The 16,531-nt window shown below is 72.3% G+C and carries 16 protein-coding genes; 12 read left to right on the top strand and 4 right to left on the bottom strand.

Annotated features, from left to right (window positions below):
• Positions 1 to 190: 190 nt before the first annotated feature.
• The 3 genes from ACH4SP_RS23810 (at position 191) to ACH4SP_RS23800 (ending at position 3,426) form a co-directional block, all read left to right on the top strand.
• A complete protein-coding gene (locus ACH4SP_RS23810; protein ID WP_398417554.1) occupies positions 191 to 1,006 on the top strand; it encodes a hypothetical protein in 816 nt (271 codons plus the stop codon).
• Positions 1,007 to 1,199: 193 nt separating this feature from the next.
• Complete coding sequence (gene glmS / locus ACH4SP_RS23805; RefSeq protein WP_398417553.1) at positions 1,200 to 3,047, top strand: glutamine--fructose-6-phosphate transaminase (isomerizing); 1,848 nt, start codon at positions 1,200 to 1,202, stop codon at positions 3,045 to 3,047.
• A gap of 10 nt (positions 3,048 to 3,057) precedes the next feature.
• Entirely contained in the window at positions 3,058 to 3,426 is a 369-nt protein-coding gene (locus ACH4SP_RS23800; RefSeq protein ID WP_398417552.1) for a holo-ACP synthase, read from the top strand.
• Between the two features lie 118 nt (positions 3,427 to 3,544).
• Here ACH4SP_RS23800 and ACH4SP_RS23795 read toward each other — a convergent pair whose 3' ends face one another.
• The gene (locus tag ACH4SP_RS23795; RefSeq protein ID WP_398417551.1) at positions 3,545 to 5,959 is read right to left on the bottom strand and encodes an endoglucanase; all 2,415 of its coding nucleotides are present in this window, start codon (positions 5,957 to 5,959) and stop codon (positions 3,545 to 3,547) included.
• 71 nt (positions 5,960 to 6,030) lie between these two features.
• Positions 6,031 to 6,585 carry a hypothetical protein gene (locus tag ACH4SP_RS23790; RefSeq protein WP_398417550.1) on the bottom strand — a complete coding sequence of 185 codons (555 nt, stop codon included), beginning with the start codon at positions 6,583 to 6,585 and terminating at the stop codon, positions 6,031 to 6,033.
• A 157-nt stretch (positions 6,586 to 6,742) separates the two neighbouring features.
• Here ACH4SP_RS23790 and ACH4SP_RS23785 point away from each other — a divergent pair, with 157 nt between their 5' ends.
• The gene (locus ACH4SP_RS23785; RefSeq protein WP_398417549.1) at positions 6,743 to 8,275 is read left to right on the top strand and encodes an NAD(P)H-hydrate dehydratase; all 1,533 of its coding nucleotides are present in this window, start codon (positions 6,743 to 6,745) and stop codon (positions 8,273 to 8,275) included.
• 74 nt (positions 8,276 to 8,349) lie between these two features.
• Here the strand turns inward: ACH4SP_RS23785 and ACH4SP_RS23780 are convergent, their stop codons facing one another.
• Positions 8,350 to 9,249: a L,D-transpeptidase gene (locus tag ACH4SP_RS23780; protein ID WP_398417548.1), complete on the bottom strand. Its 900-nt coding sequence runs from the start codon at positions 9,247 to 9,249 to the stop codon at positions 8,350 to 8,352.
• Between the two features lie 280 nt (positions 9,250 to 9,529).
• Between ACH4SP_RS23780 and alr the strand changes: the two genes are divergently transcribed.
• The 4 genes from alr to ACH4SP_RS23760 all read left to right on the top strand — a co-directional run bounded on the left by alr (position 9,530) and on the right by ACH4SP_RS23760 (position 12,979).
• The gene (alr, locus tag ACH4SP_RS23775) at positions 9,530 to 10,717 is read left to right on the top strand and encodes an alanine racemase (RefSeq protein ID WP_398417772.1); all 1,188 of its coding nucleotides are present in this window, start codon (positions 9,530 to 9,532) and stop codon (positions 10,715 to 10,717) included.
• Positions 10,718 to 10,784: 67 nt separating this feature from the next.
• Entirely contained in the window at positions 10,785 to 12,035 is a 1,251-nt protein-coding gene (locus ACH4SP_RS23770; RefSeq protein ID WP_398417547.1) for an alpha/beta fold hydrolase, read from the top strand.
• Entirely contained in the window at positions 12,007 to 12,567 is a 561-nt protein-coding gene (gene tsaE, locus ACH4SP_RS23765) for a tRNA (adenosine(37)-N6)-threonylcarbamoyltransferase complex ATPase subunit type 1 TsaE (protein ID WP_398417546.1), read from the top strand. Before ACH4SP_RS23770 ends, tsaE begins: the two co-directional genes overlap by 29 nt.
• Before the next feature lie 211 nt (positions 12,568 to 12,778).
• Positions 12,779 to 12,979 (top strand): hypothetical protein, encoded by a 201-nt coding sequence (locus ACH4SP_RS23760; RefSeq protein ID WP_398417545.1) that lies wholly within the window; start codon positions 12,779 to 12,781, stop codon positions 12,977 to 12,979.
• A gap of 110 nt (positions 12,980 to 13,089) precedes the next feature.
• Here ACH4SP_RS23760 and ACH4SP_RS23755 read toward each other — a convergent pair whose 3' ends face one another.
• Positions 13,090 to 13,659 carry a hypothetical protein gene (locus ACH4SP_RS23755; RefSeq protein WP_398417544.1) on the bottom strand — a complete coding sequence of 190 codons (570 nt, stop codon included), beginning with the start codon at positions 13,657 to 13,659 and terminating at the stop codon, positions 13,090 to 13,092.
• A 146-nt stretch (positions 13,660 to 13,805) separates the two neighbouring features.
• Here ACH4SP_RS23755 and tsaB point away from each other — a divergent pair, with 146 nt between their 5' ends.
• From tsaB to ACH4SP_RS23735, 4 genes are read left to right on the top strand one after another with little or no spacing between them, the layout of a single operon-like run.
• Positions 13,806 to 14,510 (top strand): tRNA (adenosine(37)-N6)-threonylcarbamoyltransferase complex dimerization subunit type 1 TsaB, encoded by a 705-nt coding sequence (tsaB, locus tag ACH4SP_RS23750; protein WP_398417543.1) that lies wholly within the window; start codon positions 13,806 to 13,808, stop codon positions 14,508 to 14,510.
• A gap of 53 nt (positions 14,511 to 14,563) precedes the next feature.
• Positions 14,564 to 15,034: a ribosomal protein S18-alanine N-acetyltransferase gene (gene rimI, locus ACH4SP_RS23745; RefSeq protein ID WP_398417771.1), complete on the top strand. Its 471-nt coding sequence runs from the start codon at positions 14,564 to 14,566 to the stop codon at positions 15,032 to 15,034.
• Positions 15,031 to 16,209: a tRNA (adenosine(37)-N6)-threonylcarbamoyltransferase complex transferase subunit TsaD gene (tsaD, locus tag ACH4SP_RS23740; protein WP_398417542.1), complete on the top strand. Its 1,179-nt coding sequence runs from the start codon at positions 15,031 to 15,033 to the stop codon at positions 16,207 to 16,209. Before rimI ends, tsaD begins: the two co-directional genes overlap by 4 nt.
• Positions 16,206 to 16,472, top strand: a complete 267-nt coding sequence (locus ACH4SP_RS23735; RefSeq protein ID WP_398417541.1) for a hypothetical protein — start codon at positions 16,206 to 16,208, stop codon at positions 16,470 to 16,472. Before tsaD ends, ACH4SP_RS23735 begins: the two co-directional genes overlap by 4 nt.
• The last annotated feature ends 59 nt before the right edge of the window (positions 16,473 to 16,531 follow it).

The raw sequence follows: 16,531 nt of genomic DNA, 5'->3' as shown, positions 1-16,531 counted from the left end.
GGGGGAGGTGGCGTTGCGCGACGGTCACGATCTTGGGAGCGGTGTGCGTGACGTGGGAATTCGGTGTTCCGGGGGAGGGTGCGGGCTTTACATTCCTTTGGCACAACAGATTCCGCGTGGCCGGTGACAGGCGACTGTGCGCGGGGGGAGCGTTGTTCGCCGTTTTCGTACCATTCGGAGGATTTCTTTCATGCGTCGCACCGATCTTCGTCGTACCGCCGTGGCCGCTGTGGCCGTCGCTTCGCTGACCCTGCTGGTCGGGGCCTGTGGGGCGGACAAGCCCGCCGCGGACGCTCCGGCCGCGGGTGCTCCGTCCGGGGGCGCTTCCGCCAAGCAGGAGGAGCCCGGCAAGCAGGAGGAGCCCGCGGCGAAGGCGCTGTCGGTGGCGGAGCTGGAGAAGCTCGCCCTCGCGCAGGGTGACGTGACCACCTACATGGTGACCAAGGGCACGAAGGCCGACGAGGCCGTGGCCGGTTCGGTCAAGTCCGACAAGCCGGAGTGCAAGCCGCTGGTGGACGCCCTCTCGGCGATCCCGATGGGACAGCCCGGCGCCCATGTGCTGCGCAAGGCCATCGAGAAGCCCGCCAAGATGAAGGTCGACCCCGGCGCGTCGGCCGAGGAGAAGGCCAAGGCCGGGCTGGGCGCGCTGACCCAGCCGATCACCGCGGAGCGACTGGCGTCGTACGAGGGCAAGGGCGCCCAGGAGGCGTTCGCGACCCTCGAAAAGGCGGGCAAGTCCTGCGCGGGCGGATTCAACGGTGAGCAGGACGGCGAGAAGCTCAAGATCACGAAGGTGGCCCCGGACACGGTGACCGGCGGCGACCAGGCCCAGGGCTGGACGCTCAGCATGGCCGGTGACGGCCCGGACGAGCAGGACGTCGTCATGAAGCTGGCGGCCGTACGGAAGGGCGGAACGCTGGCCACCTTCTACACGATCAGCCTGGGCGGAACGGTGAAGGCGCAGCCGACGCCGGTGATCGAGGCGCAGCTGAAGAAGCTCGGCTGATCCTTTTCCGGCGGACCGTTCCCCGACTGGTCTCTCCTCGGGTGATCGCTCCCCGTCGGGCCTTTCCTCGGGTGACCGTTCCTCGGGTACGGGCCTTGTGTACGAACCCCGCTCCGGCCGTCGTGCCGGGGCGGGGTTTTTCGTGCCGACGGGTTCCCGGGCGGGAGGGCCCGTGCGGCCTACGCTGCCAACCATGTGTGGAATCGTGGGCTATGTCGGTGGGCAGTCGGCGCTGGACGTCGTCGTCGCGGGGCTGAAGCGGCTGGAGTACCGGGGGTACGACTCGGCAGGGGTCGCGGTGCTCGCGGACGGGGGGCTGGCGGCCTCCAAGAAGGCGGGCAAGCTCGTCAATCTGGAGAAGGAGCTGGTGGGGCGGCCGTTGCCGGCCGGGGGCACCGGGATCGGGCACACCCGGTGGGCGACCCATGGCGGGCCCACGGACGCCAACGCGCACCCGCATCTGGACAACGCGGGACGCGTGGCCGTCGTGCACAACGGGATCATCGAGAACTTCGCGGTGCTGCGGGCCGAACTGGCCGAGCGGGGACACCGGTTGGCGTCCGAGACGGACACCGAGGTGGTGGCGCACCTGCTGGCCGAGTGCTTCTCGGCGAGCGGGGACCTCGCGGCGTCGATGCGGCAGGTGTGCAGGCGGCTGGAGGGTGCGTTCACGCTCGTCGCGGTGCACGCGGACGAGCCGGACGTGGTGGTCGGGGCGCGCAGGAACTCCCCGCTGGTGGTGGGCGTTGGAGAGGGTGAGTCCTTCCTCGCGTCGGACGTCGCCGCGTTCATCGCCCACACGCGGTCGGCGATCGAACTGGGCCAGGACCAGGTGGTGGAGCTCCGGCGGGACGGGGTGACCGTCACCGACTTCGACGGTGCGCCCGCGGAGGTCCGGGCGTACCACGTGGACTGGGACGCCTCGGCGGCCGAGAAGGGGGGCTATGACTACTTCATGCTCAAGGAGATCGCCGAGCAGCCGAAGGCGGTCGCGGACACGCTGCTGGGACGGATCGACGCGGGTGGGCTGCTGACGCTCGACGAGGTGCGGATTCCCGTAGGCGTGCTGCGCGAGGTCGACAAGGTCGTCGTGGTGGCGTGCGGGACGGCTTTTCACGCCGGGATGATCGCCAAGTACGCGATCGAGCACTGGACCCGGCTGCCCTGCGAGACGGAGTTGGCGAGCGAGTTCCGCTACCGGGACCCGATCCTGGACTCGCGGACGCTGGTGATCGCGATCTCGCAGTCCGGCGAGACCATGGACACGCTGATGGCGCTGCGGCACGCCCGTGAGCAGGGCGCGAAGGTCCTGGCGATCTGCAATACGAACGGATCGACCATTCCGCGGGAGTCGGACGCGGTGCTGTACACGCATGCCGGGCCGGAGGTGGCCGTCGCCTCGACCAAGGCGTTCCTGACGCAGCTGGTGGCCTGCTACCTGGTCGCGCTGTATCTGGGGCAGGTGCGCGGGACCAAGTGGGGCGACGAAGTCCAGGACGTCGTACGGGAGTTGTCGGAGATCTCCGGCGCCGTGGAGGAAGTGCTCGGCACCATGGAACCGGTACGGGAGCTGGCGCGGTCCCTCGCGGACAAGAACACGGTGCTCTTCCTCGGCCGCCATGTGGGGTACCCCGTGGCACTGGAGGGTGCGCTGAAGCTCAAAGAGCTGGCGTACATGCACGCGGAGGGGTTCGCGGCTGGCGAGCTGAAGCACGGGCCGATCGCGCTGGTCGAGGACGACCTGCCGGTGGTGGTGATCGTGCCGTCGGCGCGGGGGCGGTCGGTGCTGCACGACAAGATCGTGTCCAATATCCAGGAGATCCGGGCGCGCGGGGCGCGGACGATCGTGATCGCGGAGGAGGGGGACGAGGCGGTGGTGCCGTACGCCGACCATCTGATCCGGGTGCCGCGTACGCCTACGCTTCTCCAGCCGCTGGTCACCACGGTGCCGTTGCAGGTCTTCGCCTGTGAGCTGGCCACGGCGCGGGGCAACGAGGTGGACCAGCCGAGGAATCTGGCGAAGTCCGTGACTGTGGAGTGAGTGGGCAAGAGTGATTGTTGGGGTTGGGATCGATGTCGCCGAGATCGAGCGGTTCGGTGCGGCACTGGCGCGTACGCCACAGATGGCCGAACGGCTCTTCGTGGAGCGGGAGTTGATGCTGCCGAGCGGGGAGCGGCGGGGGATCGCCTCGTTGGCGGCGCGGTTCGCGGCCAAGGAGGCGTTGGCCAAGGCGTTGGGGGCGCCGACGGGGCTGCTGTGGACGGACGCGGAGGTGTACGTCGAGGAGAGCGGGCAGCCGAGGCTGCAGGTCTCGGGGAGCGTGGCCGCGCGGGCCGAGGCGCTGGGGGTGCGGTCGTGGCACGTGTCGCTCAGCCATGACGCGGGGGTGGCTTCGGCGGTGGTGATCGCGGAGGGGTAGGGGTGTGGCGTGGCGCCGGCCCTTGGTCAGGGGGCCGACGCCACGCCGGTCTTCGGGCGGGGGGTTGTGGTCTGAGGACCTGCGGATCTGCGGACCTGGGGACCTGCGGACCTGCCGGTCAGGCTGTGGTGCGGCGGCTTCTGCGGCGTACCACGAGGGTGAACGTGCCCAGGGCCGTCAGAGCTGCCGCGGTGGCGCCCAGCGCCATGGCCGGGCTGCCGGTGGAGGCGAGGGGGCCGGTGCCGGTGCCGCTGTCGACCCCTCCGGCGGTGCCGCCTCCGCCGACCGTCCCGGCGGTGTTGCCGCCGACGGTGCTGCTGGCTCCTGGGACGCCCGCCGTGTCGCCCGCCGTACTGCCCGCCGTGCCGCTTCCCGTCCCGCTTCCCGTGCTTCCGTCGCCGCCGGAGACGGAGCCTCCGCCGGAGGTACCGGGGGCGGACGGGTCGGCGGGACCGGCCGGATCGCTGGGGTCGGACGGGTCGCCGGTGCCTGGGTCGCTCGGGTCACCAGTGCCCGGGTCCGATGGGGCCGTCGGGTCCGTCGGGTCCGTTGGGTCCCCCGTGCCGGGGTCTGACGGGTCGCCCGTGCCGGGGTCCGGGTCCGACGGGTCGCCCGTGCCCGGGTCCGTCGGGTCCGGGTTCGTCTGTTTCGGGGTCACCGCCAGGGGGGCCGCCGAAGTCCGCACCGTGCCCACCGGGTTGGTGAAGGAGGCCCGGAAGAGGTGGCCCGTCTGTTCCTTCGTCGGGGTGAAGGCGAGGGTGGGTCCGGTCGCGTTCTCGACCGGTTTCCACGTCTTGCCCTCGTCCGCGCTGGATTCCCAGGTGACGGTCGGCTCGGGGGATCCCGTGGCCGCCGCCGTGAAGGTGGCCTGCTTGCCCTCGTCGACCGTGAGGGGGGCGGGGTGGGTGGTGGGTGTGGCCGCCGTCTGACGGGCGGTCTGGGTGACCGTGCCCGAGGCGACCGCGAAGACGGTGTGGTTCTTCGGGTGCAGGGCGAGCGCGCCGGGCTGATTGCCCGTCGGGAACGTTTCGGTGACCCTGCCCGTTCTCAGATCGACGGCTGCGACCGCCCCCGCGGTCGTCTGGGCGACGTACAGGGTGCTGGTCCCGGCGTCGTGCACCATCGTCTTCGGGTTGCCGCCGACTTCGAGGGTGCCGGTGACCTGGTTCGCCCTGAGGTCGACGGTGAAGACGCTGCCCGCGGCGAGGTTGGCGACGTAGCCGGTGCCGGTGGCCGGGTCGACGGTGACGCCCATGCTGCCGAGCGCCGTCGTACCCAGGTTCAAGGTGGTGGTCGCCCTGCCGGTGGCGCCGTCGACGCCGGTGAGGATGTTGCGGAAGACCGTCTGGCCGTTCTCCCGCACGCTGGTGACGTGGGTGGCGTAACCGGTGTGGCTGTTCGTGTCCACGGCCAGGCCCGCCGGGAAGACGGGCAGGACGACGGGTTCGCCGACCGGTTTGCCGGAAGCGGTGTCGTACACCATGACCGACTTGGCCGTCTGGTTGCCGACGTACAGCCGCCCCGCGCCCGGGTCCAGGGCCAGGTGGTTCACGTTGCCGGTGACGGCGGCCCAGTCGGCGGTGAGCCGGCCGGTCCTCGTGTCGTACGCGCCGATCCGGTCGGCGAGGGCGAGGTACAGCGTGCCGGTCGCCGGGTCGAGGGCCATGACCTGGGACCTGGACGGCAGGGTGACCGGTGTGCCGACCGGCAGGCCCGTAGTGGAGTCGTAGGTCGTGAGGCGGGACGCCGTGCCGTCGGACCGGCTGACGTACAGCCGTCCGTTCGCCGGGTCCACCTCGGCGTCCGTGGCGCCGCCTTCGGTCGCCGCGTACGCGCGGACGGTGGTGTGTCTGACCGTGCCCGCCGGTACCTCGGGGGTCTCGCCGGGGCCCTCGCCGAAGGTGATCGGGACGATGACGTCCTGGTCGCGGTCGCTGTTGTGGGTGTGGTCGGCGCGGGTGACGATCGCGCAGCGGAGCCGGGTGCAGTCGGCTCCGCCGTCCTTGATCCGGGCGGTCAGGTCGAAGGTGAACCCGCCCTTCCCGTCGGGCTGTTCGGTGAACTTCTTGACGATGTCCTTGGCGTAGTCCGGCGGGTTGTTGGAGATCCAGTACGAGGACCCGGACCTGCCGGACAGGTCGGCGCCGCCCAGGCACGGGCTGGGTGCCTCGCCCTCCTTGCCCAGTACGCAGACCGCGAGGTAGATGCCCTTGTCGAGGGCGTAGCCGGAGCCGGTGACCGTGACGGTCTCTCCGGCGGGCTTGAGGTCCTTGGTGTTCGTGACGGTCAGTTTCTGGCCGGTCGGGCCGGTGGCCGTGCCGGGAACAGGACCGAGGACAGGACCGGGAACAGGACCGAGGACAGGACCGGGAACAGGACCGAGGACAGGACCGGGAACAGGACCGGGCGCCGGGTCGTCGGCGGCGGGCGCGATGCCGGTCAGGGCAGCGGTCAGCAGACCGGCCGATGCGGTCGCGAGCAGGGCCCGGGCCGGTCTTCGTGGCACGGCCCGGGGCGGGGGCGCGGAGCGCATGGAACGTCGTACCTCCGAAGGGAGAGGCGGGGGAGGGAGGCGAATCAGGCGGACTGCTGGAACGTCGCGGACTACTGGAACGTCACCGGGACGTACACGTCGTACTTGCGGTCCCCGCTGTCGTAGTGGTCCGCGCGCGTGACGATCGCGCACTTCACGCCGCCCTGGCCGCAGGTCACGGTGTCGGAGAGCTTGGCCTTGACATGGATCTGCACCGAGAAGGCGCCGCGCCCCGCGGCCTCGGTGTACGGGGAGGAGTTGTTCGGCGAGAGCCAGTACCAGTCGGTGTTGATCCAGTGCGAGGCGCCGGTGGTGCCCGCCTCGTCCTGGCCGCCGAGGCAGGGGGTGGGCTTGTTGTTCCAGGTGGCCGGGTTCGCGGTGTCGACGCCCGCGGGTATCGCGCACAGGCTGACGTAGACGCCCTGGTCGGGGTTGTAACCGCTGCCGGTGACGGTCACGTTGGAGCCGGCGGCGGCCGCGGTGTCCGGTGCGGTGAGGGAGAGCCGGTACGTCTCGCCCTCGACGGTGGTGCGGTTCACGGTCGCTGCGGCGGCGGGCGAGGCCAGCGCGGCAGTGAGCGCGACAGCGCCGAGGAGAGGGACGGCGGCGCGGGCGTAACGAGGCATGGCGGAACACCTTTCGGCAGGGCGAAAGCAAGAGTTATTAGGTTAGGCAAACCTAAGTAAAGAAATGATCGTGCGTCAACCCTCGTGTCCGTACGGGGATTTGGTGCACGTGGTGCGTTCCCGCCGCGGCCGGGGCCTCTGCGGCAGACTCGGAGGCATGCGTACCGCACACAGCGTCGAGACCGTCAGGGCCGTCGAGCGGGAGGCCATGGCCAGGCTTCCGGAGGGCACGCTCATGCAGCGCGCCGCCGCCGGACTGGCCGCCGCCTGCGCCGATCTGCTGGAGAGGCGGGTGTACGGGGCGAGGGTCGTGCTGCTCGTCGGCAGCGGCGACAACGGAGGCGACGCCCTCTACGCCGGGGCCCGGCTCGCCCGGCGCGGGGCCGGAGTGACCGCCGTACTGGTTGATGTGCGGCAGCGGGCGCACGCGGGCGGGGTCGCCGCGCTGCGGGCCGCCGGGGGCCGGATCGTGGCGGGCCCGCACGAGGCGCACAGGGCGCACGGTGCGGGCGAGGCGGACGGTGCGGGTGGCGCGGGCGGTTCGGGATCCGCCGCGTACGTCGCGCTCGGCCGCGCCCACTTGATCATGGACGCCCTCACCGGGATCGGCGGACGGGGCGGGCTGCGCGCGGAGGCGGTGCCGCTGGTGCGGGCCGCCGAGGCCGCCGCGGGGGTGCTGGTGGCGGTGGACCTGCCGAGCGGGATCGACGCCGACAGCGGGCGGATCGAGGGCGAGTGCGTACGGGCCGATGTGACCGTGACCTTCGGGACGTACAAGCCGGGGCTGCTGATCGACCCGGCGAAGGAGCGGGCCGGGGTGCTGCGGTTCGTCGACCTCGGGCTGGAGACGGCCGGGACGCCTGCCGATGTGGAGGCGCTCCAGCACGCCGAGGTGGCGGACCTGTTGCCCGTGCCCGCAGCGGAGAGCGACAAGTACCGGCGGGGCGTGGTGGGGATCGTCGCCGGATCGGCGCGCTACCCGGGCGCCGCGGTGCTCGCGGTGGCCGGGGCGCTGCGCGGCGGCGCCGGTGCGGTGCGGTACGTCGGCCGGGGCGGCGGCGCGGTGCTGGCGCGGTTCCCCGAGGTGCTGGTGAGCGACGGGGCGCCCGGGGACGCGGGGCGGGTGCAGGCGTGGGTCGTCGGGCCGGGCCTGGACGACCGTACGAAGGACGTGCTGGCGGACGTACTGGCGTCCGACGCGCCGGTGCTGGTCGACGCCGACGGGCTGCGGGCGCTGGACCCGGAGGCGGTACGGGGCCGGGGCGCACCCACCGTGCTGACCCCGCACGCGGGGGAGGCGGCGGCGCTGCTGGGTGTGGCGCGGACGGAGGTGGAGGCCGGACGGCTCGACTCCGTAAGGAAGCTGGCGGTCAAGTACGGGGCGACGGTCCTGCTCAAGGGCTCGACCACGCTCGTCGCGCCGCCCGACGGGGGGCGGCCGGTACGGGTCAACCCCACGGGGACGGGCTGGCTGGCGACGGCAGGCAGCGGGGACGTGCTGTCGGGGCTGACGGGCGCCCTGCTGGCGGCCGGGCTGGGAGCGGTCGACGCGGCCTCGGTGGGGGCCTACCTGCACGGCCTGGCGGGACGTCGGGCGGCTCGGGGGGCGCCGGTGGGGGCGGGAGACGTGGCGGGGGAGATCGCGGGGGCGTGGCGGGACGTGAGGGACGTACAGGGGCGGAACGGCTGAGGAGTGAGCTCAGGCGTGAGGAGTGAGCTCAGGTGTGAGGGGCGGCTCCCCGTCGGGAAGCCGCCCCGGTGCGGTCAGCCCTTCTGCGCCTTCTGCGCCTGCTGCACCTGCTGTGCCTTCTGCACCTGCTGCCCCTGCGGGGTGATCGGGGTGCTCAGGTCCCAGTCCAGCGGGATGTTCTCGCCGCCGAAGCCCTTGATGACGAGTTCGTCGTCGGTGAGGCGGCGGTCGTCGCGCGACTCCCAGCCGCGCACGTTCGTGCCCGGCTTGGCGCCCCAGACGTAGACCATGCTGCCGGTGCCGAGCTTCTTCCAGAGCCGGGCCGCGTCCTCCACGTACAGGTTCACGCAACCGCCCGAGCCCGCCTCGAAGAGGTCGCCGTACGTGCCGTGCAGCGCCTGCCCGCCGCTGAAGAACTGGCTGTACGGCATGGGGGCGTTGTTGTAGATGGTGGAGAAGTGGTTCTTGTGCCTCCAGTAGATCCGGTGCCAGCCGGTACGGGTCTCCAGCCCGCGGATGCCGCTGCGGATCGGCACCGGGGCGAAGGTGACCTTCCTGCCCACCTGCACCCAGAGGAGCTGTCGCGGCAGGTCCACGCAGGTGACGGAGTAGCCGTAGCGGACCGGGCACTTGCCCGCCGCGTTCGGGTTCCTGCGGGCCTCACGGACCAGCAGCAGGCCGTGCGTCTTCGCGGTGGCGCGGCCGTCCGCCGGGTCGATGTTCAGCTGCCGCTGGAGCCTGCGGATGGCGACGCAGTCGGCAGGCGACTGCTTGCCGTCGACCTTGAGGCGGAGCTTGCGCTCCAGTTCCTTCTGGTACGGGCCGGTGGGCGCGGTGCACGGTGGCTCGGGAGCGGCGTACGCGGCACCCGGTCGGGCGGCCGCGGCCGACGACATGGGGACGACGGTCGCCGTCACCGCCACGGCGACGAGTCCGGCCAGTGCGGGTATACGGGCGAGGTGGACGCGCTTCATGGTTCCTCAGCTCTTCCAGCGTGCGGCAAGCCCGAGGGAAGCGAGCCCGCCTGTGGAGTCCATCGGGCGGCCCGTACGGCCCGCGCGCCAGGCACGGCCTGCCGCGCGGGTGACAGGGCAGGCCAAATGTGTGACGTGTGGTGATTTCGTGCATACCTGGCGGCGCACCCTACGGGGCGCCCGGCGCCTTCCCCGTACCGCCTTGACCGGCCCTGTCGTACCCCTCTGCGAGACTGGGGGCGCAATGACCCTGAAGACCGAGAGCGTGATGAGCCAGGCGATGACCCAGACGACGACGCGGGCGAGGCCCCGGGCCCCGATGCGCGCGCGTGCGGAGATCGATCTTGCCGCCCTGCGCGCCAACGTCCGGTCCCTGCGCGAGCGTGCCCCGCACGCCGCGCTGATGGCCGTCGTGAAGTCGGACGCGTACGGGCACGGCGCGCTGCCCTGCGCCCGCGCCGCCCTCCAGGCCGGTGCCACCTGGCTCGGCACGGCCACCCCGCAGGAGGCGCTCGCCCTGCGCGCCGCCGGGATCACCCCGGCCGACGCGCGCGTCATGTGCTGGCTGTGGACCCCGGGCGGCCCCTGGGCCGAGGCCGTCGAGGCCGACCTCGACATGGGGATCGGCGGGATGTGGGCGCTGCGCGAGGTCACCGACGCCGCCCGCGCCCTCGGACGTACGGCAAAGATCCAGCTCAAGGCCGACACGGGCCTCGGGCGGAACGGCTGCCAGCCCGCCGACTGGCCCGCCCTGGTCGCCGCCGCCCGCGCCGCCGAGGCGGAGGGCACGGCGAAGGTCACCGGCCTGTGGTCGCACTTCGCGTGCGCCGACGAGCCGGGCCACCCCTCGATCGAGCTCCAGCTGACCGCCTTCCGCGAGATGGTCGCCTACGCGGAGGGGCAGGGTCTGGCCCCCGAGGTGCGCCACCTCGCCAACTCCCCGGCCACGCTGACCCTTCCGCACGCGCACTTCGACCTCGTACGGACCGGGATCGCGATGTACGGGGTGTCGCCGAGCCCCGAGCTCGGCACGCCCGCCGAGCTGGGCCTGCGCCCGGTGATGACGCTCGCCGCGTCCGTCGCCCTGGTCAAGGACGTCCCGGCGGGCCACGGCGTCAGCTACGGACACCACTACGTCACCGAGCGCGCCACGACGCTCGGCCTGATCCCGGTCGGCTACGCGGACGGAATCCCGCGGAACGCGTCGGGGCGCGGCCCGGTCCTGGTCGGCGGCCGGTGGAGGCGGGCTCGCGGCCGGATCGCGATGGACCAGTTCGTGGTCGATCTCTGTGGTGAGACGGTCGAACCGGGGGAAGAAGCCATCCTGTTCGGCCCGGGCGACCGGGGCGAGCCGACCGCCGAGGACTGGGCGCAGGCCGCGGACACGATTGCGTACGAGATCGTCACGCGCATCGGTCAGCGCATTCCGCGCGTCCATGTGAACGAGGACCCTTCTCAGGACCGGTAGAGCCGGTGGAGGGGTAACACCACGGGCGGACCGTCGGCCCGGCAGGCGCACCAGCAAGGAGCGGCACGTGAGCGAGAGCAGCACGGAGGGCGCGGCCGGCGTGGCGCAGAAGGTCACGGAGGCGGTGACGGACGCGGTGTCCGGAGCGGCCGCCTCCGGCAACTGGCGCCGGGCCGGACTGGCCGGAGCAGCCATAGGCGTGGTCGCCGCGGGCGCGGCGGCCGGTGTCGCCGTCGAGCGGCTCACCGTCGGCCGGGGCATGCGCAAGAAGGCCCGGCTGGCCCTGGACGCGGCCGGCCCGTACGGTGCGCTGCGCGGCACCCCGGGCACCGCACTCGCCGACGACGGCACCGAGATCTACTACGAGACGGACGACCCGGAGCCGGACGTCCCCGCCAGGCGCCGGGGGCTCTTCGGCCGCCGTGCGCCCGCCCCCGTCACCGTCGTCTTCAGCCACGGCTACTGCCTCAACCAGGACTCCTGGCACTTCCAGCGCGCCGCCCTGCGCGGCGTCGTGCGCACCGTGCACTGGGACCAGCGCAGCCACGGCCGCTCCGCGCGCGGCATGGCCCAGGCCGACGGCGAGCAGGTCACCATCGACCAGCTCGGCCGCGACCTCAGGGCCGTCATCGACGCGGCGGCGCCCGAGGGGCCGCTGGTGCTGGTGGGGCACTCGATGGGCGGGATGACGGTGATGGCGCTGGCCGACCAGTTCCCGGAGCTGATCCGCGAACGCGTCGTCGGCGTCGCCTTCGTCGGTACGTCGTCGGGGCACATGGGTGAGGTCAACTTCGGGCTGCCGGTCGCGGGCATGAACGCGATACGCCGCATCCTGCCGCGCGTGCTGCGCACCCTGGGCTCGCAGGCGGAGCTGGTCGAGCGGGGGCGCCGGGCCACCGCGGACCTCTTCACGGGCATCGTCAAGCGGTACTCGTTCGGGTCGGGGGACGTGGACCCGGCGGTCGCCCGGTTCGCGGAGCGCCTGATCGAGGGCACGCCGATCGACGTGGTCGCCGAGTTCTACCCGTTGTTCCAGGAACACGACAAGGCGGCGGCGCTCCCGATCTTCGCGGAGGTGCCGGTGCTGGTGCTGGCCGGCACGAAGGACCTGGTCACCCCGAGCTCGCACAGCGAGGCCATCGCCGAGCTGCTCCCGGACGCGGAACTGGTGATCGTCCCCGGCGCCGGGCACCTGGTGATGCTGGAACTCCCGGAGCTGGTGAACGGCCACCTCGCCGAGCTGCTGGCGCGCGTGGGGGCCGTACCGCCGGCGGCTAACGTTGATTCCCATGGAAGCACCGCACAGCGGGGCCGCTGAGAAAGCCCCTGACGACACCTCTGACAACGCCCCTGACAACGGCCCGGTCAACTCCCACTCGCTGACCGTCAACTCCCCCGCCGAAATGGGGGAGTTCGGGCGCGCACTGGCCAAGCTGCTGCGCCCCGGCGACCTCGTGATGCTCACCGGTGAGCTCGGCGCGGGCAAGACCACGCTGACCCGCGGCCTCGGCGAGGGCCTGGGGGTGCGCGGCGCCGTCACCTCGCCGACCTTCGTCATCGCCCGCGTGCACCCGCCGCTCGGCGCGGGGCCCGCGCTGGTGCACGTCGACGCGTACCGGCTCGGCGGCGGTCTCGACGAGATGGAGGACCTCGACCTGGACGTCTCGCTGCCCGAATCGGTGATCGTCGTGGAGTGGGGCGACGGCAAGGTCGAGGAACTGTCGGACGACCGGCTGCACGTCGTCATCGACCGGGCCACGGGCGACACGGACGACGACGTACGGAAGGTACGGCTCGACGGCATCGGGGCGCGCTGGGCGGGAGAAGAGCTGACGGCGCTGGGGGGCTGACCGGGATCAGGGCCGGACGCGGTTCGGGAGCAGGGGCGGGAACCCGGCCGTCGCGCCGTGCGTTCTCCTGGCACACCGTACTTTCCGACAAGGTGTCGGGAAGATGTTGCATCGGGGGTGCCGGGCATGGTCACATGGGTTCCGAGGCCTTGGTTAGGTCAGCCTAACCACCATCGCCCTGCGCCTGCTCCCGTCGCCCCAGGAGGCGTCCATGTCGGCACCGGAACGAGAAGTCGAGAAGCCCATGACGCCTGCCGCGCCCGCGCCTGCTCCCGTCACCGCTCCCGTCACCATGAGCGCCCTGCTCGCGTCCTGTGCCGCGGCCACGGCGGTGTCCACCCCGCCCCGCCAGTCCTCGGCCCGCACCCGGGACAGCGAAGAGGGGACCGCCGGGCAGCGCGACGCCGCCTAGGCGATCCCCTCGTTCGAGTGTGTTCGGGCGCGGGGTTACGGGTCCGAGAGCTGCGGGCCCTGGGGTTACGGGCCCTGGGGTTACAGGTCCTGGGGTTACAGGTCCTGGGGTTAAGGGACGACGACCACCTTGACGGTGACCGTGGCGAATTCCCACACCGCGGTGCCGTCCGCCCGGCTCAGGCGGACCGCGCCCGTGCCCTCCTGCGGCGTCGCGCCCGGCGTCGGCATCGTGCCGTCGACGGCCGCGCTGAAGCCGATCGTCGTCCCGTCGACGTTCGCGAACCGCACCACGTGCTCCACCGGCTTGCCGTCCGAGCCCGTGATCTTCAAGGAGCGCGTGAGGACCTTGTAGGTGTCCGGCGCCGGGCTGACCGCACTCGGCGCGACCGGGAAGGTCCGCGGCTTGGTGCCGGCCGGGGCCTGGGAGTCCACCAGCCAGATCCGCTTGCCCGCCAGCGAATACACCACCCGGGTGCCGCTGCCTGAGTTCGCGGGCAGCGCCAGCGGTGACGGCTTGCGGGCCTTGTCCTTGGGGCCGGTGGCGGCGGGCGAGGTGGACGAGCTGGGTGCGGCCACCGACTCGGGCGCGCTCGCCGATGCCTGGTAGGCGAGGAAACCGACGACGGCGAGTGCCCCCGCGGTGAGCCCGGCCACGATTCCCGAGCTGCTGCTAGCCACCTTGCTGCACCTTTCGTTCCGACTCAGTCCGAGGTCTGCGCGACGGTTCCGCGCGACGTTCCGCGCGACTTTGTCGTGACGGTAGCAGCAGGTGTACGGCCCGTACGGACGCCGTGCTTCCGCTGCGCGGGCCGTAGGCTGTTTGTGTGCTCCTGCTCGCTGTTGATACCGCCACCCCTGCCGTCACCGTCGCCCTCCACGACGGTTCGTCCGTCGTCGCCGAGACCACCCGGGTCGACGCACGCAGGCACGGGGAACTGCTGCTGCCCCTGATCGACTCGACCCTCCGCGAGGCCGGTCTGAAGCTCGACGCCGTCACCGGTCTGGTCGTGGGCGTGGGCCCTGGCCCGTACACCGGACTCCGGGTCGGCCTCGCGACCGCCGAGACCTTCGCCTTCGCGCTCGGCGTCCCTGTGCACGGCCTGTGCACGCTGGACGCGCTGGCGTACGCGGCGGGGGCGGGGACACCGGGGACAGGCCCGGGGACGGGCCCGGGGGCCGGGGGCGGTATCGAAGGACCCTTCGCGGTGGCGACCGACGCCCGCCGCAAGGAGGTCTACTGGGCGCGGTACGACGACGCGCGCACCCGTACCACCGAGCCCGCCGTGGACCGCCCCGCCGAGATCGCGGAGCAGCTCGCGGGCCTGCCGGTGGCCGGTGCCGGCGCGCTCCTCTACCCGGAGGCCTTCCCGGACGCGCGCGGCCCCGAGCACGTGTCGGCGGCGGCGCTCGCCTCGCTGGCCGCCGAGAAACTGGCCGCGGGGACGGAGTTCCTGCCGCCGCTTCCCCTCTACCTGCGCCGCCCCGACGCGCAGGTGCCCAAGAACTACAAGGTGGTCACCCCCAAGTGACGGCTGCTGCGAGCAGGTTGAGCGACCGGGCCGACTCGGCGGCCCTGCGCGAGATGCGCTGGTGGGACATCGGGCCCGTGCTCGCCCTGGAGCACGAGCTGTTCCCCGAGGACGCCTGGTCGTCCGGCATGTTCTGGTCCGAGCTGGCGTACGCGCGCGGCCCCCGTGCCACCCGCCGCTACGTCGTCGCCGAGGACCGGGAGACCGGCCGCCTCGTCGGGTACGCGGGCTTCGCCGCCGCCGGAGACCTCGGCGACGTGCAGACCATCGCGGTCTCCCGCGACCAGTGGGGCACGGGCCTCGGCGCCCGCCTCCTCGCCGACCTCCTCAAGCACGCGACCGCCTTCGAGTGCACCGAGGTGCTGCTCGAAGTGCGCGTCGACAACACCCGCGCCCAGCGGCTCTACGAGCGCTTCGGCTTCGAGCCGATCGGCTTCCGCCGCGGCTACTACCAGCCAGGCAACATCGACGCGCTCGTGATGCGGCGTACGACGACCGAAGAGACAGAAGAGATCCAGCCATGAACCTCACCAGCGGTATCGACGAGCCCCTGGTCCTCGGCATCGAGACCTCCTGCGACGAGACCGGCGTCGGCATCGTCCGCGGTACGACGCTGCTCGCCGACGCGGTCGCGTCCAGCGTGGACACGCATGCCAGGTTCGGCGGAGTGGTCCCCGAGATCGCCTCCCGCGCGCACCTGGAAGCGATGGTTCCGACCATTGAGCGGGCCCTGAAGGAGGCCGGGATCGCGGCCTCCGACCTGGACGGCATCGCGGTCACGGCCGGTCCTGGCCTCGCGGGCGCGCTGCTCGTCGGCACGACGGCGGCCAAGGCGTACGCGTACGCACTCGGCAAGCCCCTCTACGGCGTCAACCACCTCGCCTCGCACATCTGCGTCGACCAGCTGGAGCACGGCAAGCTCCCCGAGCCCACCATGGCGCTCCTGGTCAGCGGCGGACACTCGTCGCTCCTCCTCGCCCCGGACATCACCTCCGACGTACGCCCCCTGGGCGCGACCATCGACGACGCGGCGGGCGAGGCCTTCGACAAGATCGCCCGCGTGCTCAACCTCGGCTTCCCCGGCGGCCCGGTCATCGACCGCCTCGCCAAGGAGGGCGACCCGAAGGCGATCGCGTTCCCGCGGGGCCTGACCGGCTCGCGCGACCCGGCGTACGACTTCTCCTTCTCCGGCCTCAAGACGTCCGTGGCGCGCTGGATCGAGGCGAAGCGGAACGCGGGCGAGGAGGTGCCGGTGCGCGACGTGGCGGCGTCCTTCCAGGAGGCGGTCGTCGACGTCCTGACCAGGAAGGCCGTACGCGCCTGCAAGGACGAGGGCGTCGACCACCTGATGATCGGCGGCGGCGTCGCCGCGAACTCCCGGCTGCGGGCGCTCGCCCAGGAGCGCTGCGAGAAGGCGGGCATCACGCTGCGGGTGCCGCGCCCCGGCCTCTGCACGGACAACGGCGCGATGGTCGCGGCGCTGGGGGCCGAGATGGTGGCCAGGGGCAGGTCCGCGTCGGACTGGGACCTGTCCGCTGACTCCTCGCTGCCGGTGACGGAACCGCACGTACCGGGTCATGCGCACAGCCACGGGGAGGGCGACGGGGAGGGTCACTCGCACGGTCACGCGCACGGCCACGGGCATGCCCACGACCACGACCACGTCCACGAGATCAGCAAGGACAACCTCTACTCATGACCCTCGCGCTGATGTGGGAGGCCCGCGCTGTCGACGGCAAGGGCCCCGAGCTCCTTGAGTGGGCCTACGCCCAGGCGGAGGTCCTCGCCACTCCGCCGCTGCGCCGCGAGATCTTCCGGGCGCCGCAGGACCGGGTTCTCGTACTCACCTGGTGGGACGCTCCTTACGACGCGGAGCTGCCCGAACTCCCGGAGCCCGAGGCCGAGTTGATCTCCCGGCCGGTGCACAGGTGGCGGTTCGAGTCGGTGGACAGGCAGCCTTAGGCCTGCGCTGGGGCCGGTGGGCCATATGGCTGACTCCCGATGACTCCCGAGTGGCGTTA

It is taken from the genome of Streptomyces sp. NPDC021093 (assembly GCF_044333135.1).
Lineage (GTDB): Bacteria > Actinomycetota > Actinomycetes > Streptomycetales > Streptomycetaceae > Streptomyces.
This window is presented reverse-complemented; position numbering and strand designations above follow the sequence as displayed.